Source organism: Phormidesmis priestleyi ULC007, assembly GCF_003003695.1.
Lineage (GTDB): Bacteria > Cyanobacteriota > Cyanobacteriia > Leptolyngbyales > Leptolyngbyaceae > Phormidesmis_A > Phormidesmis_A priestleyi_A.
The window spans coordinates 125160-146378 of record NZ_PVWG01000011.1; the positions used below are offsets into that span (position 1 = coordinate 125160).

Annotated in this window: 20 protein-coding genes and 1 pseudogene; 13 read left to right on the plus strand and 8 right to left on the minus strand. The window is 45.6% G+C overall.

All coding sequences use genetic code 11. The annotated features are described in order from the left end of the window. Positions 1-22: 22 nt before the first annotated feature. The 8 genes from C7B65_RS12255 to C7B65_RS12290 all read left to right on the plus strand — a co-directional run bounded on the left by C7B65_RS12255 (position 23) and on the right by C7B65_RS12290 (position 10765). Positions 23-982 (plus strand): glycosyltransferase family 2 protein, encoded by a 960-nt coding sequence (locus C7B65_RS12255; RefSeq protein ID WP_073071432.1) that lies wholly within the window; start codon positions 23-25, stop codon positions 980-982. Positions 983-1266: 284 nt separating this feature from the next. Then, positions 1267-2460 (plus strand): O-antigen ligase family protein, encoded by a 1194-nt coding sequence (locus C7B65_RS12260; RefSeq protein WP_083582876.1) that lies wholly within the window; start codon positions 1267-1269, stop codon positions 2458-2460. A gap of 151 nt (positions 2461-2611) precedes the next feature. Next, positions 2612-3889 carry a lipopolysaccharide biosynthesis protein gene (locus C7B65_RS12265; RefSeq protein WP_073071434.1) on the plus strand — a complete coding sequence of 426 codons (1278 nt, stop codon included), beginning with the start codon at positions 2612-2614 and terminating at the stop codon, positions 3887-3889. 19 nt (positions 3890-3908) lie between these two features. Next, positions 3909-4898, plus strand: coding sequence for a glycosyltransferase family 2 protein (locus C7B65_RS12270; protein ID WP_073071435.1), 990 nt, complete (start codon positions 3909-3911; stop codon positions 4896-4898). A 137-nt stretch (positions 4899-5035) separates the two neighbouring features. Beyond that, entirely contained in the window at positions 5036-6001 is a 966-nt protein-coding gene (locus C7B65_RS12275; RefSeq protein ID WP_073071437.1) for a beta-1,6-N-acetylglucosaminyltransferase, read from the plus strand. A gap of 758 nt (positions 6002-6759) precedes the next feature. Next, complete coding sequence (locus C7B65_RS12280; RefSeq protein ID WP_073071555.1) at positions 6760-7587, plus strand: WecB/TagA/CpsF family glycosyltransferase; 828 nt, start codon at positions 6760-6762, stop codon at positions 7585-7587. 158 nt (positions 7588-7745) lie between these two features. Then, positions 7746-8999: a glycosyltransferase family 2 protein gene (locus tag C7B65_RS12285; protein WP_219898506.1), complete on the plus strand. Its 1254-nt coding sequence runs from the start codon at positions 7746-7748 to the stop codon at positions 8997-8999. Between the two features lie 110 nt (positions 9000-9109). Further along, entirely contained in the window at positions 9110-10765 is a 1656-nt protein-coding gene (locus C7B65_RS12290; protein ID WP_223257365.1) for an alpha/beta hydrolase, read from the plus strand. Between the two features lie 86 nt (positions 10766-10851). On the opposite strand, the gene C7B65_RS12295 is transcribed toward C7B65_RS12290, so the two are convergent. From C7B65_RS12295 to C7B65_RS27390, 7 genes are all read right to left on the minus strand, one after another. Next, the gene (locus C7B65_RS12295; RefSeq protein WP_073071440.1) at positions 10852-11397 is read right to left on the minus strand and encodes a Dps family protein; all 546 of its coding nucleotides are present in this window, start codon (positions 11395-11397) and stop codon (positions 10852-10854) included. 146 nt (positions 11398-11543) lie between these two features. Continuing rightward, complete coding sequence (locus tag C7B65_RS12300) at positions 11544-12005, minus strand: DUF2141 domain-containing protein (protein ID WP_073071442.1); 462 nt, start codon at positions 12003-12005, stop codon at positions 11544-11546. A gap of 154 nt (positions 12006-12159) precedes the next feature. After that, the gene (locus tag C7B65_RS12305) at positions 12160-12789 is read right to left on the minus strand and encodes a helix-turn-helix domain-containing protein (protein ID WP_073071444.1); all 630 of its coding nucleotides are present in this window, start codon (positions 12787-12789) and stop codon (positions 12160-12162) included. 51 nt (positions 12790-12840) lie between these two features. Next, complete coding sequence (locus tag C7B65_RS12310) at positions 12841-13329, minus strand: Dps family protein (RefSeq protein WP_073071445.1); 489 nt, start codon at positions 13327-13329, stop codon at positions 12841-12843. A 44-nt stretch (positions 13330-13373) separates the two neighbouring features. Continuing rightward, positions 13374-13637, minus strand: a complete 264-nt coding sequence (locus C7B65_RS12315; protein WP_073071447.1) for a ParB N-terminal domain-containing protein — start codon at positions 13635-13637, stop codon at positions 13374-13376. Positions 13638-13787: 150 nt separating this feature from the next. Further along, on the minus strand, positions 13788-15635 hold the full coding sequence (locus tag C7B65_RS12320; RefSeq protein ID WP_073071449.1) for a restriction endonuclease: 1848 nt from the start codon (positions 15633-15635) through the stop codon (positions 13788-13790). 41 nt (positions 15636-15676) lie between these two features. Further along, a complete protein-coding gene (locus tag C7B65_RS27390) occupies positions 15677-15892 on the minus strand; it encodes a hypothetical protein (protein WP_143162048.1) in 216 nt (71 codons plus the stop codon). 109 nt (positions 15893-16001) lie between these two features. Between C7B65_RS27390 and C7B65_RS12325 the strand changes: the two genes are divergently transcribed. The 3 genes from C7B65_RS12325 (at position 16002) to C7B65_RS12335 (ending at position 18314) form a co-directional block, all read left to right on the plus strand. After that, on the plus strand, positions 16002-16298 hold the full coding sequence (locus tag C7B65_RS12325) for a hypothetical protein (RefSeq protein WP_073071450.1): 297 nt from the start codon (positions 16002-16004) through the stop codon (positions 16296-16298). Next, positions 16289-16531, plus strand: coding sequence for a DUF2283 domain-containing protein (locus tag C7B65_RS12330; RefSeq protein WP_073071452.1), 243 nt, complete (start codon positions 16289-16291; stop codon positions 16529-16531). Before C7B65_RS12325 ends, C7B65_RS12330 begins: the two co-directional genes overlap by 10 nt. A gap of 142 nt (positions 16532-16673) precedes the next feature. Continuing rightward, the gene (locus C7B65_RS12335; RefSeq protein ID WP_223257366.1) at positions 16674-18314 is read left to right on the plus strand and encodes a SpoIID/LytB domain-containing protein; all 1641 of its coding nucleotides are present in this window, start codon (positions 16674-16676) and stop codon (positions 18312-18314) included. Between the two features lie 10 nt (positions 18315-18324). Here C7B65_RS12335 and C7B65_RS12340 read toward each other — a convergent pair whose 3' ends face one another. Continuing rightward, a complete protein-coding gene (locus tag C7B65_RS12340) occupies positions 18325-19836 on the minus strand; it encodes an ABC transporter permease subunit (protein WP_073071455.1) in 1512 nt (503 codons plus the stop codon). Between the two features lie 118 nt (positions 19837-19954). On the opposite strand from C7B65_RS12340, the gene C7B65_RS12345 reads away from it, so the two are divergent. After that, on the plus strand, positions 19955-20725 hold the full coding sequence (locus C7B65_RS12345) for an amino acid ABC transporter ATP-binding protein (protein WP_073071457.1): 771 nt from the start codon (positions 19955-19957) through the stop codon (positions 20723-20725). A 153-nt stretch (positions 20726-20878) separates the two neighbouring features. Next, positions 20879-21219: pseudogene (locus tag C7B65_RS12350) on the plus strand (photosystem II q(b) protein); the annotation flags it as partial.

Here is a 21219-nt window from a genome sequence, read left to right on the forward strand (position 1 = left end):
TTTGTGCTAGGAAACAAGATTTATGCCGATCGTATCTGTAATTATTCCTGCCTACAATGCCGAGAAAACTATCTTAGCGACGCTTGAATCGGTTCAAAAACAGACGTTTTCCGACATCGAACTGATCGTCATTGATGACGGCTCAACCGATCGCACCGTTGATTTAGCAAATACACTGCAAGATTCACGGCTCAAGGTTTTCTCATACCAGAACGGAGGTGTTTCAGTCGCTCGCAATCGCGGGATTCAACGTGCGATCGGAGATTTCATCTCATTCATTGATGCTGATGATTTATGGATGCCAGACAAATTACAGCTTCAGCTAGAAGCTCTACAAAGGAACCCAGAAGCAGGAGTTGCCTATAGTTGGACTACCTTTGTAGATGAGAAAGGCGCTGTTTTATATGCACAAGAACCCGTTTTTCACGAGGGTAACGTCTATCCTCAATTGCTGATTGAGAACTTCATTCTCAACGGCTCTAATGTTCTAATCCGCAGGCAATTTGTCGAGGCTGTAGGCGATTTTTATGCCCCTCTAAAATATGCAGAAGACTGGGAGTTTTATATACGATTAGCCGCTATCTGCACTTTTGTTTTAGTGCCAAAGCATCAAATCATTTACCTACGTTCATCTCAATCAGCAACGTCTAAAGTGGATGTGATGGAGAGAGATATTGTGGCTCACATCACGAGGGTCTTTCAAACAGTTCCACCAGAGTTTCAATCTCTTAAAAGTCGCAGTCTAGCTTGTGCTTACCGATACTTTTCTCAACAGTATATCAGCTATGAATTGACTGATGCTGCTGTTAACCAAGCTAGTCAAAAGCTGAGGAAAGCAGTTCGCCTTGAACCCAAAATTCTTTTAGATAAGAACACTCAAAAGTTAGCAATTAAGCTGGTGTTAATGCAGCTTTTGCCCTACAAATTTGTCAGCAACCTTAAAAAATCGCTGAACAAGCCTTCGCTAAATTCTCATTCGTAGCAGCCTCAAAACGTTGAACTGTGTTTTTAATCTAGTGAAACTAAATGCAATTTTATCGTTCCTCAAAACATCTAGAAACGACAACTCTAAACACTTTGACGCTTAGACTGAACAAGTTATATGACTAGTCAACAGATCTAGTTCTCACGGTTCTCTAAGTTAACGTTCAACTTCAATTAACTTCGTATGTAGTGAGGCTAGAAGTGATAAACCCTCGGAATTTTGAAGAAAAGCTAGTCTGGTACTCCATCGTTGGTACTTACGGGATTACCCTTTTAGGGGCAATGTATGTCTGGATTCCCATTCTGGCCTGGCTTCTTGTGATTTATCTAGGTTATAAACTGTGGCACCAAGATGCCGATACGCCCTGGCCCAACAGAATTGTGATCCCTGTCTCTGTTTGGGTGTGGGTTGTCTCCATGTCGTTGATGGAGGTGGCTGTGATCGCAGCCCACATAGACTTCGATTTGGGAGCGATCAAAATAGCTTCAGGCTCATTGGCATGGACGCGATCGTGGGCCCTCATGGCTTTATTTCCGCTAGCTGGTTGCCTTAACATTCGTCCACAGTTGGTGTATCGGGCTGTTTGCCATCTTTGCATCCAGAGCATTCCGGTGGCTCTGCTCGCCTACTTAGCATCTAAAGCAAACATCTTCCCTACTTATCTCACTCCTTGGTGGTATGTCTTTCGGGGAGATCCGATGCCATACACTGTTGCGCCTTTGGGGTTTCCGCCTTCGCTGAGTGGAATAGATAACGAGTTTCGGCTTAACCTATTCACACCCTATGCAAATTCTTTGGGAATCGTAGGGGCTGTTTTTTTCTTGATAGCACTTCAAGAATCTGACAAGCGGTGGCGGTGGGCTGGAGTGCTTGGTTCAACCATCATGGTTGTGGGTTCGTTCTCTAGAATGACAACCCTGTGTTTAGTGATCGTTCCTATCTTGACATGGCTGTTGACCAGTTTCACCTGGCCCGTCAGGCTTGCAGGAGGAGTGACAGCTTTCTTAACAGGGCTGTTCGCGCCACTGCTGCTTGACTCTTGGAAGACTTTTTATGAGACGACCTTCACAAGCTTCCGACAAGGTTCAGAGAGAGTCAGAAAGAGATTGGCAGACATCGCGATCGCTCGATGGGAGAAGGATGCACCCATCTGGGGGCATGGGTTTATCGCTGAACGAGGGCCTGAAACTGTGGAAGGGATGCCGATCGGCACCCACAATCAGTGGCCTGATCTTCTCTATCTAAAGGGAGTTGTTGGTTTTCTTGCGTTTTTGATACCCTTAGCTTGGAGTTTTGCAGACTTATTGGTGAAAGCCCAATATAACAAGGTTGCCAAGCTGGGGCTAAGTTTGATCATTCTTCTAGTCATCTGCACAAATGGTGCAGATATTGAAGCTCCGACCTATCTCTATTGGCCTGGCTTGCTCATGCTCGGAATGGCATTTCAACCGAAAGAAAAGTTTTCAGTCTCCTAACGGCTCATGAAGCCTGAGTTAGTAAATAGACCAGAGAAGTGTTCACTGTTGATACCTGAGTCAGGCTACTGTCCATTGACTGTTTGCCCACCGCTCTAGATAACTAAGTGGCAAATCTAGACCCTTCCTATCCATTCAGTTGTCACCAACCATGAGTTTTGCAGAGCAATTTAGGGGCAAAATTAGGGAACAACTTTCTAGCCAATTTGTCCGTAATATTGGCTGGCTGGGCAGCTCTGAGTTAATTCTCCGGTTTGTTCGACTGGGAGTAACGGTCGCTTTGGCGCGTCTTCTAAGCCCTGGTGACTATGGCTTGGCAGCAATTGTGTCAGCAGTCTCCGAGTTTACCCGCGTGTTTATTGATGTTGGTGTAAACTCAAAAATCATTCAGGCAGATGAAGCAGAGGTAGAAGAACTCAGTAATTCTGGGTACTGGCTGAATTGGGTTGTGTTTATCGGGCTATTTCTCCTTCAGTGTCTGGCTGCTTTCCCAATTTCCTTGGTTTATAACAACAGCACGTTGATCCCGCTAATTTGTGTTGCAGGATTGCCTTACTTAATTTGGCCCTTTTCCTCAGTCAAACTTGCCCGAATTCATCGAGATAATAATTTAAAGATTACGGCTATTCATAACGTGATTCAGAATTCACTTAGCCACGTTCTTACGATTATTTTTGCACTTTTGAACTTCCACGTGTGGGCGATCGTCTTACCGTGGGTGATAGCCGCCCCAGTCGGCGTTTACATCTATTGGGTGAGTCATCAGTGGCGACCGACCTCTGCCTTCACTACTAAGCATTGGAAGGAAATTCTCGGCTTCGGCAAAAACATTCTGGGTGTACAACTTCTTAGGACTCTGAGAAACAACTTAGATTATCTAATTGTTGGACGATTCCTAGGAATCGAAGCATTGGGGCTTTACTACTTTGGTTTCAATGCAGGTCTAGGAATCAGCTTGAGCGTGATCAGTGCATTAGGAACCGCAACCTTTCCCTATCTCTGCGAGGTGCGGTCAGATTTTGAGAAGTTCAAACAGCGTTATTTTAGTAGCCTTAAAAAGATCGCACTCATCATCATTCCGCTTGTTTTTCTGCAAGTGAGTCTGGCTCCGTTCTATGTGCCGATCGTCTTTGGTCAAAAGTGGGTTGTAGCCATTCCAGTCCTGATCTTAATTTGCCTGTCAGCGCTGCCTCGCCCCTTTGCAGAGGCAGCCTCCCAACTGCTGGTTGCTTCTGGTAAACCTCACCTGGTTTTGCGCTGGGATGTTCTGTTTACGACCCTATTTATCGGTGCTTTGATGATTGGGGTACAGTGGCAAGCAGTCGGAGTTGCGTCTGCTGTTCTGATTGTGCACCTGATCTCAATGCCGCTGTTTACGCTTTGGGCAACTTACTACACGTTCCCTCATATCAAACAGAGTCGAGCATGAATTAGGAGCTACAGAAATTATGAAAAAAGTCTCCGTTATCATTCCGGTTTACCAGGTTGAGAGCTATATCGCTGACACGGTTCTATCTGTGTTGGAGCAAACCTATCAGAATTTTGAGTTGCTGCTTGTGGACGATGGCTCTCCTGATCGCAGTGTTGAAGTGTGCAAACAGTTTACTGATCCCCGAATCAAAATGATTCATCAAATCAATCGAGGTCTAGCAGGCGCTAGAAATACAGGGATTCGTCATGCCCAAGGCGATTATCTAGCTTTACTAGATGGTGATGATCTCTGGCTACCCAATAAATTAGAAAAGCACATTGATCACTTAGAGAAATTTCCCAACGTTGGAGTCAGCTTCAGTCGTTCTGAGTTTATTGATGAAGCTGGAACTTCTCTAGGAACCTATACGAAGCCAAAATTGCAGCAGATTGAGCCGTCCGATTTGCTGATAGATAATCCGATCGGGAATGGTTCGGCAGCCATCTTGAGACGGGAAACAATGGCAGCGATCGCTTTTAAGGGCAATCTTAACGGCAGCGAAGAAACATTTTACTTTGATGAAGGTTTCCGGCAAGCGGAAGATCTTGATTGCTGGTTACGGGTTGCAATTCAGACTGAGTGGCAAATCGCCGGAATTCCTGATGCCCTAACGCTCTACCGAGTTAACTCAGGAGGCTTGTCTGCCAACCTGCTCAATCAGTTAGATTTTCTAGAGAAGGTGATTGAGAAAACTCGCACTTATGCCCCAGAATTGATGGATCAGTGGGAGAAGCCAGCTAGAGCCTATTCTCTGCGATATCTAGCTCGGAGCGCAGTCCGAATGAAGTCAGGTTCGACAGCTACAAATCTGATGCATCGTGCTCTATCGAATTACTGGCAGATGATTCTAGAACAGCCGCGTCGCACTCTGATGACTCTAGGGGCTGCTTATGTGCTTAAGCTTTTGCCTCAGTGTTTTTATGAACAGGTTGAAGAGTTAATGGTTAAGAGAACAAAGACGAATTAACAGAATCGAATTCTTCAATACGAGCTTAAATAATCTGGATTGATTCTACATAGAAATATCCTTTCTGCTGTGAGCTGAATCCTAAAACTCCCTAAGCAGCTAGCTTAATTGTTTAGATAAATTCTAGAAGCTGTGCCATGACCAAAATACTCTACATCATCCAAACATTCAAAGATCCTGAACAAATTTATCGCCTAGCTAAGATTATCAAAACGTCTAGTTCAGCTTCGGAAATTATCATCAGTCATGACTATACAGTCAGTCATTTAGATGTGGAGCCACTGCAAAGTTTGGGCGCTCAAGTGCTTAAGCTCGAAGGTAAAGGAGGACGTGGAGATTTCTCAATGCTTCAGGGTTATCTAGACGCGATCGAGTGGGCTTATGCTCATCAGACTCAGTTTGATTGGGTGATTAATCTTTCTGGTCAAGATTATCCAACTCAGCCACTTTCGGTCATTGAGAAGTTTTTAGAACTGACCCGCTATGATGGCTTCCTCAACTATTTTGAAGCCTTTTCTGATACTAAAGAAAATCCTTGGGGAAGTCGGGAAGGACGTAACCGCTACTTATATCAGTATTGGCGATCGGGCCTTGTGATCTCTAAGCAGACACTTCAAGGCAAAGTGCTGGGTCGGTTGGAACTCGCGATCGAAAGAGTTCAGCCTTTTCTAAGAGTTTTTTCAATCTACGACTGTTTGATGGTGGGCGCTAATGCTCACTTACCGATATTTAATGAAAAATTCTTATGCTACGGCGGCTCTTACTATCACGCTCTTTCCAGCAAATGTGTCAGATATCTATACGATTTTTTTCAAGAAAACCCGAAAGTAGTTGAATATTATCGAAGGACGGTGTGCCCTAATGAGTCATTTATACAAACCATCTTAATGAACAGTGGGCAGTTCAATTTTTGTAATGACTGCAAGCGTTATCTTGACTTTGCCAGTGCAGATGATAGCAGTCGCCCTCGTACACTCAGTGCTAAAGATTATCCAGTGTTAATTCAAGACGATATTCATTTTGCGAGAAAGTTTGAGCCAGCCCAAGATAGCAAGATTTTGGACATGTTAGATGCAAGAATACTTCAAAGCCATAGCGTTTAAAAATCTCAATTGATTTTCTACATTTATTAACTATAAGCGCCTTTAGTTCTGCAATTATTACCCTAACGTTTTAGCTAAAGATACTTCTCTTTGTGGACAAGTAAAAAAGTCAAATACAGAGATAGTTACTGTTAAGTCAATACTAGCTTGGTAGGTTTAGCGTCTTCCGATCGTTAGAAGCCGCCGATTGAGCTTTGAAGCTGGAGTGGTTCAGCAGGTAAATAAAGCAACACATCTACTTCTAAAGTATCTCTAAAGGTAGATGTATTAATAATCATTTCCTAGGACAGCTTAAGACACTTGAAACTTGTTGGTTGACAATTAAGACTATTGAGTTTCCTTAAGAGTCTAAGTAATTTTGACTACCTACTTAAAACGACCTGGCATCATACGTGATTTCACGACTTGTTTTCAAGAAAGCAACTGACACTGTAGATAAAGATTCAGTAAATATGCAGATATGCAGGTTGACTTCCCTTACAGACCCACTTAGATTGTACGTACCGAGTCTACTTAGACATAAGCAAAATCGAGCAATTTTCCTGAGTACTGGCTGAGGTCAAGGGATGGGTGTGTAACGACTTCTGCTTCCCTACTCCTGAGTTTTCTGAAACATAAAGCCAGAGTTTGATAAAGCTTTCCATGCTTCAATGTATGCCGCATAAGTAGGTTGTGCTACTCAAATTTTTAGTAGAAGCCCTAATTGCTCTCAGCTTAGTGCTTCAAGAATAGTAATAGAAGATTTTAGGATGGGTGCGATGGGACAGGTCAAATTACTCAATATTGGTCTCCACAACATCACAATGCTTGAGTTGCTAGACAAACTGCGTTTCGGTGGTGTTGTTTTTACCACAAATGTAGATCATCTCATCAAGCTGCAAAAAGATAAAGACTTCTATTTAGCTTATCAAGGGAGTGATTACAGAGTTTGTGATAGCCAAGTCTTGCTTTATGCATCTAACTTTTTAGGTACGCCTCTCCCAGAAAAGCTCTCAGGTTCAGATCTCTTTCCAGCTTTTTATACTTATTACAAGCACGACAAAAACGTCAAAGTTTTTTTGCTAGGAGCGGCTCCAGGTGTTGCAAAGCAAGCTCAGAAAAAGATTAATTTGAAAGTGGGTCGAGATATTGTTATTGCTTCGTATTCTCCCACTTTTGGTTTTGAGAAAGATGAAGAAGAGTGCCAGAAGATTATTGATCTGATTGATCAGTCTGGAGCAACCGTTTTAGCGATCGGAGTTGGCGCTCCTAAGCAAGAACTCTGGCTCACTAGATATAAAGATCAACTAAAAAACGTTAAACTCTTTCTCGCAATCGGTGCGACGATAGATTTTGAAGCAGGCAACATTCAACGATCGCCCAAGTGGATGAGCCAGGTAGGTTTAGAGTGGCTTCATAGAACTCTCTGTGAACCTAAAAGACTTTGGAAGCGATACATTGTTGACGACTTACCGTTTTTTTGGTTGATCATTAAACAGCGATTCAAGCTCTATCAAAACCCCTGGTCTTACGAGAAACAATCTCTGCTTGATCAACCCCAGTCTACTGAAGGGGCGATTTGCGACCATAAGCTAAAAGGTTTATAGAACGTCCTAGAAATCTTAGACTTGAGACTCGTGATTTCCCCCTTGCAATTGTCTACTCTCTTTAGAGAATCAGGTAAAAGTTAAGTAGAGTCTGCTTGCTCATGACTCTCTAGATTTAAATCTATTTTAAGAATCGATCGAGGTGATCACTAATGTCAATGAGTCAGCTTTTGATTTTGGGAGTTGATACTGTTCTATACGTCGGTGCATTTGGCATTCTATTTCTGAGCCTTATTCTTTTGACTGAGTGCATTGCCGCTCTTTTCCCAACATCCCTTCCCACAGATCAATGTCTTTGGCAAGATACTAGAGTTGTGGTGCTGGTGCCTGCTCACAATGAAGCAATGGGCATTCGGTCTACGTTAGTTGGGCTGTTAGCCATCTTAAAAAAGCAGGATCGCCTCGTAGTCATTGCAGACAACTGTAGTGATGCAACCGCAGAGGTCGCCCGTGCAGCAGGTGCGATCGTCATTGAGCGTCAAGATTTGACTCGCATCGGCAAAGGCTATGCCCTGGATTATGGATTGCGCTTTACTGAAACTGACCCGCCTGATGTGGTTGTGATCGTTGATGCCGATTGCCAGGTTGAGCCAAAAGCAATCGAAACCCTGACCCAGAGGGCGCTGGCGACAGGACGACCGATGCAGGCAACCTATTTGATGGAACAGCCGTCCTCCGCAAGCCCTAAGCATTCTATTTCTGCCTTTGCCTTCAAGGTGAAAAACCTGGTTCGTCCCAGTGGGCTTGGGCGCTTGGGATTGCCCTGCTTACTCACGGGCACAGGCATGGCGTTTCCTTGGTCGGTCATTGGCTCGGTTGACTTAGCAAGTAGTCATATTGTCGAAGATATGAAACTCGGCTTAGATTTGACGATCGCTGGATATGCCCCTGTTTTTTGCTCAGATGCCAATGTAACGGGTCGTCTGCCGCAACATGATCAAGCGGCTGAAACTCAGAGAACTCGCTGGGAGCATGGACATCTTCAATCGATCTTGACTTATGTTCCTGTGTTGCTAAAAGCTGCGTTGCAGAAAAGACGTTTCGATCTGTTAGCCCTTGCCCTAGATCTGTGCGTTCCTCCACTCTCTCTGCTGGTGGTCTTGTGGATAGGATTTAGCTTAAGTGCCTTGGTAGCGACGTGTTTTGGCGCATCCTGGATACCAACGGGTTTGCTGGCGATCACAGGGCTAGTCCTGATCAGTGCAATTTTCGCAGCGTGGGCAAAGTTTGGGCGGGCTGATCTGCCTCTACGTGAGCTACTTGCGATCCCCTTCTACATTCTCTGGAAGGTTCCGCTTTACTTTAATTTTCTGATTCGTCCTCAGAAAACATGGGTCAGAACTGAGCGTGATCAAGTCAATCCACTTCAATCTGGTGTGATAGGTGGAGCTGTAGAGCTTTTAGACGATTAGAGCTTGCCGATCGAGCGAAATGCTTCTAATCGCGTGGGAACCTGGGCGAAGAATTTGTGTCAGTTCTACAATTAAGCTGTTGAATGACGCACTGGCACAGGACGACAATTGTGAAGCGATCCCTAAGATCCGTAGAAAGACAGAAACGATTACCTCAATTTCTGAACCCCTTCTCCTACAGTTTGTTTAGCAGTCTCTCGATCGCGCTGGCTGTCGGAGCTGCAACACCGGGTTTGACGGCAGAACGGTTAAATTTGCGCCTGGGCCCATTTGAGCAGTCAGTGTCTATTGGAGATTTAGAACGCTTCGCAAAAACGGGAGAAGTTTCCTCAACGCTGCAACTTTATGCACCTGTGCTGACCCCAGAAGTGCGAAAATTGCTCACGAGTCGCTTGCAGCTAGACCCCAATTTTGGCGAGCAAATCGTTAATGACCTGTTGAAGTCGCCTTCAGGAAGGCAGCTTTTATCGTCGTTGCAGAAAGCGGTGCCAGAGCTAACCGTTGAGCAAATTCAAGCGGGCTTTTGGTTGGCGGCTCGACAAGCAAATGGGCTAGATGCGATCGCAGTGTTCAAAGCGATCCCGCAAGAAACCGTGACAATCGACGTTTCGCAAGCGATCGGAATTGCCTCCCAGCTCAATTTTTCTTATTGGAAAAGTCAAGCGGTTAGCTCATTGCTAGAGCGGAGTCTAAAGACTGAAGGCACCGACTTTCGATCGAGTTTTGATCCCGCTGCTCTGGGTGCGGAATTGGTGCAGCAACAGACGCTTACCCTCTACGATCGTGCCAGAAATCGCAGTTTGCCCGTCGATCTTTATTGGAGCGGAAAAACGCAGGGTTCGCTGGTAGTGCTGGTGCCGGGATTTGAAGCAAACCGAAAGTTTTTAGCCTATCTGGCTCGTCATTTGGCATCACACGGTTTGACTGTGGCCGCGATCGAACATCCTTCTACGTCTCGCAATAGTTCGCCGATTTCGCTCAATCTCGATCAACTGGTTCCTGCGAAAGAGTTTATCGATCGTCCCCAAGACATTCGCTTTATTTTGGACGAACTGACTCGGCTCAATCAGGAATCAGGTTCGCTTCAAGGCAAGCTCAACACTCAACAAGTAACTGTGATTGGGCATTCTTTGGGAGGCTATGAAGCGCTGGCATTAGCGGGTGCAGAACTAAACCTAGATCAGTTGCGCCAGTTTTGTCAGAGCAGCAATTTGTTGCAGCGCGTCCCGGCTGACTGGTTGCAATGTGCTGCAACGGGGTTATCAGAGCATCGTCTCAGCCTACGAGATCCACGAGTTGGGCAAGCGATCGCTCTCAACCCGGCGATCGGACAGATTTTTGGCAAGTCGGGTCTGTCGCAGGTGGCAACACCTACCCTGATTCTGACCGGAACTGATGACACGCTGGCTCCGGCATTTAGCCAACAGCTTCAGCCGTTTGCTCAGTTACCTAATCCAAAATATTTATTAACTGCGATCGGAAGTACGCACTTGAGCGTTAGTGACCCCACTAGTTTTGGCGGCGCGATCGTTCAGGGAACGCTGGTTAAAGAACGTCGCGGTCAGGACGTTGAACCGCTACGCCGACTGCTGCAAGGAGTTAGCCTTGCTTTCATTAAACAAGCAAGTCCAGAAGCCAAAACTTACGCGCCGTTCTTAACTTCTGCCTATGCCCAATCGCTTTCTAGTCCTGCCTTGCCGTTGCGTCTAAACAGAGAGCTTCCGACTAATTTGACCCGTCTCTTTATGCTTACGTCACTTCTATAAGCGAAAAGGGGATAGACAGTTTATTGCTCATCCCCTTTTAAGGTTTAATTACGCCTACTTACTGACCAGTGAGAGAACTCAACTAACTAGCTGCCGACCCCCGCAGGAAACTTAAGATTGGCAGGGGCTTGTTGACCATCGGGTTGGATGGCTTTGCCTTCGATGAAGGAGCGGAGCATCCAAGCCATTTCTTCATGCCCTTCCATCAAGCCTGTCAAAAAGTCTGCGGTGCCTTGGTCATGAAATTCTTCATCACATTTGTCAATGTGTTCACGCAGACCGCGAATGATTTGCTCGTGGTCGTCTACCAAGTTAGACACCATCTGATCAGAAGGGGGCACGTCACCAGTATGCTCTTTGATCGAGGAATACTTTATGAACCCTTCAGCCGTGCCAACCGGAAAGCCGCCCAACATCCGAACCCGTTCAGCGATCGCATCTACGCTTGTGCTTAAAATCTGATATTGCTCGTCCCACATCAGATGGAGTGAGCGAAACTCAGGCCCAGTCACATCCCAGTGATATTTTTTGGTTTTAATAATCAGTAGGTAGGTGTTAGACAGATCTTGGTTGAGCAGTTCAGTCACTCCTTTGCGTTGCTCTTCTGTTAAGCCAATGTTTAACTTACGCATTTTATTCACTACTCCAGTTCGGATTCACTTTCCCATTGCAACAAATCTAAATACCGATAACATCGCTCGTAGGGATGAAGCGTCGAGAACTCTAATCAGCCCAATGGAGTCTGTATTTGCTGCTAAAAAAAATAGTATGGAGCGATTCACTGACCCAACAGGTATTTTAATTGAATCTGGGTTGTTATATTTTGACCTGCAACAGAAACTGCCGACTCGGTAAACTTGGGTGGGCCTGCCACGATCGTCGGGTTTCTCGAAAACCCAAACCCTTCTGTTGGCAGCCCCAAAAAATTTCGATTTGCCTGTTTGTCGTTATTTTCGTCGTGCAAGACGGCGATCGCATAACGTCCGGGTGACAATTGTTTAAAGGCGACTTTCATTGGGCTGGTGGTGATCTTCACACACTTTTTCTGCACTGCGTTTGCGCCGTTAGTTGGAAAGCCTTGACTCGTTGAAAACACACTAAAGCAAAGCTGTCCGTTGCGATTTCTCAACCCGCCTACTTCAGCCGTTAAGGTGCTAGACAGCCCAGCATCGGCAGTTGATGCGAGGGTTAAACTTCCTAGAACAATGATCAAACTCAACGAGCGAAAACGTTTCAGCATGTACTTACTTAAAAATTAAGAATAGGAAAACTATACATCTAATGAAACACTACGGCAGAACTTTTTTAACCAAGGGATCAAGACTTCTGCAACGCTAGGATGAATAGGTCGAGTTTTTTAAGAGCGAACTCTTGACTTGGACTACGAGACTGATTTACAAGACTGGGCCAACTTTGACGCGATGGAGTAAACGATCGTGCTGTTGATAGCCCGCATAACGCACTCGAACTAATACTCCCGATTCAGCAGTGCCGCTCATCAGTTGATGACGATGGGGATCATAAGGAATCTCGCTGCCGACTGCGCCGATCGCTTCGATGCCCCACTGTTGAAGAAGTTGCTCGATCGGACGCATCAAAGGCAATAGCTTTGCAGCGCTCAACTGAGGATTTTGTTGGGCTGCGTAAGTGGCGGCTGACCACTGCAACAGCCACGGCTCTAGGGTTTGAAGGCTCGTTTGCTGGAATTCTTGCCAGAGATCTTCTCGCTGCTGCACGAGTTGGGATTGCAGTCGTTGATATTCGCGTTGCAGAGAAGCAGAGTTTTGCGTAGGTTCCTTCTCAGATTCTAGAAAGGTAGTCAGAAGATCGGCAATTGACACCTGCAAGGCTTGACTAAGTTTTTGGAGCGCTTCTAGCCGCATCTGACCAATTTGACCCTGCCGCAGCCGCCTGATTTGTTTTTCAGAAATGCCTGCTTTTTGACTGAGTTCTTTAAACGTAGAAACACCTCTCGATCGCATCAAATCCTGCAACTGAGAGGTGTAATTTAGATGACGATTCATAGCATTATGAGTTGCAGACTAACTCTCTAACTCATAGCTCAAAACTCGTCGCTATTCCAGCAGACTTCTGAGCATCCAGGCAGTTTTTTCGTGAATTTGCATCCGCTGAGTCAGGAGATCGGCGCTGGGTTCGTCATTTGCGTCATCTACGACTGGGAAGATCGATCGGGCGGTTCGCACGACAGATTCTTGCCCTTGCACGAGCAGCCGAATCATCTCTTCAGCTTTGGGAACGCCCGGAGTTTCTTCGATCGAGCTAAGTTTTGCATATTCGCTATAGGTGCCAGGAGCGGGAAAGCCCAGCGATCGAATGCGTTCTGCAATTAAGTCTACGGCAAGCGCTAACTCGGTATATTGAGTCTCAAACATCAGGTGAAGGGTGTTGAACATCGGCCCAGTCACGTTCCAGTGGAAGTTGTGAGTTTTGAGATAGAGCGAATAAGTGTCAGCAAGCAAACGCGATAGACCTTCGGCAATCTCTTGGCGCTTTTGGGGATCAATGCCAAGGTCAATAGGCATACCAGAAGTTTTAGTAGGCATAGGGTTTCTTTAGTTAGTAATGTGTGATTGAAAGTGACTCAACTTTAGGCTAGATGTTTTTGCAGAATCGATCGCGGCGCACGGCGAACTCTGCACAAAATTGTCTCATGCCCCAAACGACTACACGCTTCATAGCGGTGACAGCCCGAAAACCCATAATATTGACCGTCTACTTCTAAGACATCAATGGGTTCTTGTAAACCAATTTCAGCGATCGAGGTCATGAGTGCAGCGACTTTTTCCTGATCGTTTTGTCGAAAGAGCGGACGACGAATCTGGTTAATCGGGACTTCCTGAATTCTAACCATCGTGTTCTTAGTTGCCTTGCCTCTATATCATACTCGTTATGACTATGAGTTGCAAATATTTTAATCTCATCAAGGGTAGATTTCCTGCCCCTTGAGGCGTAAGAAGTGCTAAAAAGTGGTTGTCTCATACGCCGTCCGCTTGCGGCGGAGTTATTGATTATCTTCTTTAAACCAACGGCAATATTTCTCTATAGATCCGCTGTATCTAAGGCGTATATCTACTTTTTCTAATCCTGAGTTCTGCGCTTCCGTAAAAGTTGCTCTACTTAGTTCAGCATTTTCAATAAGAGAAACACCTATAAGTGTTACTTCAGTTTCTCCCATGTCTAATTTCTGATCCAGGAGAGAGTATTGTGTTTCTGCTGTTAGGGTAAGCTCAAAATTTCCATTACTCTCAAAAGATTCTAAAACTTCCAAAGCTTGCTTAGGTGTGTAGAACAAGGAAACCGTACCTTCGGTATGTTCAACTTTCCCCTTCTCTATAGCGTTCACTATTACATCTGCTTGTTCTTCTATCTCAGCAGACATATCCTCTGGATATAAAATGTTAAGGTTAAAAGCCTGATTAACTTTGTCCAGTTTCTCAAGAAATCTAAATGCATTTTCAAACTCTTCCTTAGCAAAGTTACTACTCTTTTCATTAGCTTCTACATCTTTTATCAGAACATCTTCGTCTTTTAATGAAATCACCCTTAATTTGCCGTGTGTGTGAAGTGCCAGCATTAACTCTATAGCAGATTTGGCTTGTTTTACCGGGATAGAGCATAGACTGAATCCTTTGTAAGTGAGAAGAGTATTGTTTCTCTCGAAAGAAGAGACGAATGATAGTTCTCCTTGCAACTGTCCACCAATTATGCAAAATTCTATTTCTTTTGTTCCAATCCTTAAGATACGAAAGTAAGTAAAGGGAACCGTGCAAATAACTTCATTACCCTGTAAAACCTCGACACGACAGGGAATTTGATATTCAGGAACGTTGGGAATCAACTTGAGTGTTGTTAGCCTAAAAGGAGGTGAGCCTATTTCAGGTAATCTCATTTTCCATTGCCAATTGTATTCATCCGGCTCTAGCTCAATCAGTCTACCTTCTTCTGTCAATAGCCTGAATTTTTCTAAACCTCTACTTCCCGATTCCGTATCTGAAAAAACCAAACTTGCAAACTGAACTGCTCCAGCAGATGGTTTAGCAGTCAAAATGACGGTACTACTCTGAGAAGTTTGACTAATAGAGAAGCTAAGTCCTAGGTTTTCTTCTTCTGCTTTAACAAGCAGACTCTGAAGAGCAACTGAAGCGTTTGGTGATTTTGGTTGTAAAAGAAGTGCTTGAGTCTTTCTAAATTCCTCAAGCACTTCATGTCGGAATTGGTCAAGAACTGTTGTATCAATAACCTTTTGGTAGCCAAAGAATTCCTCTATTAGAGTTTGATGCTTTTTTGCTCTCTCCGTTAATTCAATAGCTGTTTGTCTAGAGAGTGCTGGTCTCCAAGTTAGAGCAAATTCAAGCAATTCTCTGCTGAATTGTTTCTTCAAATAACTTTTCAACACATCTTCAGCAATTTCGAGCCACTTTACGGCATGAAGTATAAGATCTTGGGCAGGTGCAGTTAGATCTGGAACAACATAAAAAACTACGCTGGTTGGCTTTTCAGGAATCACCTGTTTATGGCAATTGACATATAGCTTTGCAATTTCAGTGCGAATTTCATTAATACTTACGTTGATTTGATAACGTTTGCACTGAATAAGCTCTATAGAACCATCATCTTTATGCCAAACTATATCTCGACCAGCATCACCTGTTTTTCCATAGTAATAGATGTTGTCTTGCGGATTTTCGCGCAGCAACAGTAGATAGCAGAAGATTTCAAACTCATCTGGACTAAGCATCTGAAAAGGTAGAAAGTGCTGGTTTTTTAACCAAGCAGGTTTTGATCTTGCTTCACCCAAATCTGCCCTGGCGTTTTCTTTTCCACTTATCTTTGCTCTTACCTCTATCATGCTGCTCCTTATCGGCAAATTTAGTCGAAAAATGTATGTGATTAACTCAGCAAGAATGAATCGAGACAGGAGCTATCTAACATCTTAGCTTGCTCTATCCAGGCTTTTATGCTTTGTCTAGTAGGTAAACCTTTTGCTGTAAACGCCCAAATATTTCGCTTGTGTTGAGAAGCATAGCTGATGTGGATGGGTCGATCGCCTTCCATAAAAATACAACAAGTCCAACGGCGATCGCTGTTCCAAAATCCACTCCACAAGGCGATCGCTCTCTAAATCTACAATCCGAAAATCGCAGGCAGCACCGAGGCGACGGGGATTTAAACTAAAGGAGCGACACTTGCGATCGCGTATCGGTACAAAAGAAACATGATCGCCCTTTCCCGCAATGGTATTACCATTCGACTACCCGATGAACGGTGGGAACATATCGTTGAACGACACACCATTCTGGCAGATAAGCAACAGTTTGTTCTCGATACCCTTTCTAAACCCGATCGCATCCTTGCAGGCAACGAAGGTGCGTTAATGGCACTGCGAGAACTAGAACCCGATCGATGGTTGGTTGTCGTTTATCGAGAGGAAAATGAGGATGGTTTTGTGATCACTGCGTTTCCAACTCGAAGAATCAATTCTCTCAATAGAAGGCAGCAACTATGGCCATAGCCAATTTTCAAGAAGCGCAAGACTATCTCAAGTTTTTGCCTGTATTACAAGGCTTGCCCAAACGCCCGTTCCTTTTGCTTTACGACTCAGAAGCTGATGTTCTCTACATTGACTTCTACAGCCCACCAAAATCTGCTAGTGATAGCGAGTTGACAGATAGTGACATTGTGATTCGCTATGACGATGATGATGAAATTGTCGGACTCACCATCCTGAATGCCAGTAAGCGATGAGCGCTACCTCGTCGAGTTGATCCTTGAACTTCTGATTTCTGTAAACGCTTAATCGCTCACACGCCATAAGACGATTACAATCAAAAACGTATATCTTTAGACAGAGAACCGCTTACCATTTCTGCACGAGCGAGGAGCTACCGTGATCAGGACTTTAATCACCTTTAATCGGCTGTCGATCGCAGCACTGACTGCTCTCTGTCTGACTGTTGCAACTCGCCCGGTCAAAGCTGCCACTGATGTAGAGCTACAAATTGGCGTGGTGCAACGGTTTGGAGACAAAGCCAAAGATGTGATGACCTTAAAGGCGGCTCCGGGCGATCGCCTGACTCTGCGGTTTAACACCAACGGTAAGCCGCAAACCCTAATTACGTCGAGCCTGAAGCTAGAAACTGTGATGCAATCTTTGCCAGAGGCTCAGGTTGAAGAACGGGTGGTCTTCAGCACCCATCGCAGTTTTGAGACGGCAGAAGCAAAGGCTGAACAGTGGCACGCCCAAGGCATTGAAGTTGAATTGGCTCAACCCGATCGCTGGCAGGTTTGGGCAAAACGCAGTACCTACAATACGCCGCTATTACGACGGTTATTAGTGCAAAGTTTGCAAGCAAAAGGCATCCAAACTGCCCGGATTGATACCCAAATTCTCAAACAGGTGCCGCGCCCGTCTTTTGTGTTAAATGGCTATCGCTACACGCGAGACCAGCTAGATATCACGGCTGGAAACGGTCAGATTGGAGTCGATCGCGAAAAAGACGATCAGCCGAGTCACACCTACGCCGGGAGTTTGCGACTACAGCCCAATGCTTACGGCAACTCTACGCTCGTCAATGTGGTGCCGTTAGAAACGTATGTGCGGGGAGTTGTCCCTCACGAGATTGGCGGCTGGGCACCTCAACCTGTATTAGAAGCTCAGGCAATTCTTGCCCGCACTTATGTATTGAGAAATCTGCGACGATTTGCGATCGACAATTATCAACTGTGTGCCACGACTCAATGCCAGGTTTATTGGGGAATTGATGGAGCGGTTCCGGCAACGGATCAAGCGATCGCGGCAACGCGCGGTCAGGTTCTCACTTATCAAAATGAGTTGGTCGATGCGCTTTACTCTTCAACAACGGGTGGCGTAACGGCTGCTTTTGGCGATGTTTGGCGCGGTTGGGATCGTCCTTATCTGCGTGCAGTGATCGATTCTGTTAACCCGGTTTGGGATTTAAAGAATCGCAGTCTGTCAAACGAACAGAATTTGCGCGCTTTTATCAGTCAAAAGAAAGGCTTTAACGAAGATGGCACCGATATGTTTCGTTGGCGTTATGACACTACGTTGGCTCAGTTAAATCAAGAGCTTCACTCTTACTTAAAGAGCGTTCAACATTCTCTCGCCAGCTTTAAAACGATTCGGAACTTGCAGGTGACACAGCGATCGTTAGGTGGACGAGTTCTAAAACTAGCCGTCACGACCGATCGAGGCACGATCGAGCTAGAAAAAGATGATGTGTTAAATGCGTTTGAGGCACCTGCCAGCTTGCTGTTTTATTTAGAGCCGCTGGTAGACAAAAATAAAGCGCTTAAAGGTTACGCATTTGTTGGAGGCGGTATGGGGCATGGCGTTGGGTTAAGTCAGGTAGGTTCCTACAACTTAGGAAAACTGGGCTGGACGAGCGATCGCATTCTGAGTTTTTATTTTCCGGGCGCACAGCTACAGCCGATTAACAACTCGATTACGCTGTGGCGCGATCGTTCCTCTCTGCAAGGGCAAGCAAACCCCAACTCAAGAAATAATTAATGCCACCGTGTTAATGTTTCACAGATTGATGCCGCTTTGCGGGGTCCATCCAGTGTTCTAAAAAGCTGAACCCTTGCGATGAAAGCAGCGTTAACGCTAGATAAATGAATGCAACTGCTGCATAGATTTCAAAGGGGCGATAGTTCTCGGCGACAATTAAATTTCCCTGTCGGAATACTTCTTCAAAGCCAATCACCGCGACTAGACTTGTATCTTTGAGCAAGCTGATAAATGTGTTTCCTAAAGGCGGCAACATCCGTCGAACTGCTTGGGGAAAAATTACGTATTGCAGCGTTTGCACAGAGTCTAATCCTAAAGACTGCGCGGCTTCAGATTGACCCGTCTCGATCGACTGAATTCCCCCTCGGACAATTTCTGCAATGTAAGCTGCACTATTGCAGCTAAGGGCAACGATCGCTGCCGTAAACTGATTAAACGTGAAGCTCAACCCGATCGATTGAAAGATGGGTGGAAGCCCAAAATAGATCATAAAGATCTGCACGAGCAGAGGCGTTCCTCGAAAGAACTCGATGTAAGCTCTCGCTGCCCAGCTTAGAGGTTTAATGGTAGATAGACGAGCAATTCCAATCAGTGAACCTGCAATTAATCCTAGAAACACTGAGACAGCAGCGAGTTGAAGCGTAATCAGGGTGCCTTTGAGCAAGGTTGGGAGTGCGCTCAGAATCAGACTTAGCGATCCCAATGGTGGCTTTTTTTGAGCCGTCTGAGCATTGGCAAATGCAGATTCTGGTAATTGAGGCGGTTGGGCATTAAACCACTTCTGATAAATCTGAGCGTAAGTCCCGTTTTGCAAGATGGTGGTAAGCCCTCGATTGACTCGCGACAAGTTCGGAGAGTTGAGCGGCAGCGGAATTCCATAAAACTCTTCCGTTAGCAGTTGCCCCACGACTTCAATGCCCTCAAGATTACCTGTTTTGATGGCATATAACGTCACTGGCGAATCTTGGATTACCGCATCTACTTTGCCATTTTTCAGTTCTTGAAGGGCTAAAACTGCGGCATCAAACGTGCGAATTTTAGCGCCAGGAATCGCTTGAGCCGTCTTTGCTCCGGTTGTGCCAATCTGAACGGCGATCGTTTTCCCCTTCAAATCATCCAAGGTCTTGATGCCTTGAGTTCCTTTCCTGACTGCGATCGCGAGTCCGGCTTTAAAGTAAGGTCGCGAAAAAGAAACCGCCTTCGATCGCGCTTCTGTAATCGTCATCGCGGCAACGGCTGCATCCACCGTGCCTGCTTGCAAAGAAGGAATAATGCCATCAAAGGTGATGTTGCGGAACTCAACCCCAAATCCTGCTGCCTCACCCACCGCCCGAATCAAATCCACGTCAAATCCCTGAATTTCACCATTGGGTGACCTAAATTCAAACGGGGCAAAAACAGGCTCGATGGCAACCGTTAACACTGGTTTCTCTTGCGTTCTGCCCACGCCACCGATGATCAAGACACACAGCAAACTCAACAGCAGCGATCGTAGAAATCGGGTGCCTCGAAACTGAATCATGACAAAAATCTCTATTAGTGGGGAGCGCGAACAATGCAGATCTCTCTAGAATGAGGTATTTGAGCGCGATCATAACTCTGTCTAGAGTCCAATATTCTTCTTTGACATGAAAGCTGCTATGAATTCTTCCCGCGTGATTCAATTTGAACAAGTTGAGAAAAACTACGGTTCCCTAAAAGTTTTACGGGGCATTAGCGGCTATGTAAATCGAGGAGAAGTATTAGCCGTTGTTGGCTCGTCAGGCTGCGGCAAAAGTACGCTGCTACGCTGTCTCAATCGACTTGAAGTCATTGATCGCGGGGAGATCATCGTCAACGAGATGAATCTTTCTCAAACGAGCCTGACCCACAAACAGCTCAGGGAATTGCGATCGAATGTGGGCATGGTTTTTCAGCAGTTCAATTTGTTTCCCCATCTCAGTGTGCTAGATAATTTAACGCTTGCCCCTCGCCAAGTTTTAGGTCAGTCGCACTCTGAGAGCGGAGAACGAGCGCAACACTATCTTAGTCAGGTGGGCTTGTTAGACAAAGCGGCGGTATATCCAGAACAATTGTCTGGGGGACAGAAACAGCGAGTTGCGATCGCCCGCAGTCTTTGCATGGAACCGAAGGTAATGCTGTTTGACGAACCGACCAGTGCCCTCGACCCAGAACTAGTCGGGGAAGTGCTGGAGGTGATGCAGACCCTAGCAGAACATGGAATGACAATGGTTGTGGTAACTCATGAGATTCAGTTTGCCCGTGACGTTGCAGACCGAGTGATGTTTCTTGATCAAGGTCGCGTTGCTGAAGAAGGAATTGCCCGTGAGGTGCTGACTAACCCTCAGAGCGATCGATTGCGGACTTTTCTCAGTCGCATGAGACAAGCAGCCACGATCGACGATGAATAGCGTCTCGACATAAACAATGCTCAAATATAAGCCTTACTTATCTCTAGCATCAGAGAACCTGTATAGATGATCGTATACATTGCTTAACAAAGGGGTTAATGTAATGACATACATCCCGTTCCACTCGGAACACACAACCCGTAATTATTCACCATGACGACCACCATTCAAAGACGCGAAAGCGCAAATCTCTGGGAGCAGTTTTGCTCCTGGGTCACCTCCACCGAAAACCGCTTGTATGTCGGCTGGTTTGGAGTCCTAATGATTCCTACCCTGCTGTCTGCAACCATCTGCTTTATCATCGCCTTCATTGCTGCCCCTCCGGTCGACATTGACGGCATCCGTGAACCCGTCGCTGGCTCCTTGATGTTTGGCAACAACATCATCTCTGGCGCGGTCGTTCCTTCCTCGAACGCGATCGGCTTACACTTCTACCCAATTTGGGAAGCCGCCTCATTAGACGAGTGGCTCTACAACGGCGGACCTTATCAACT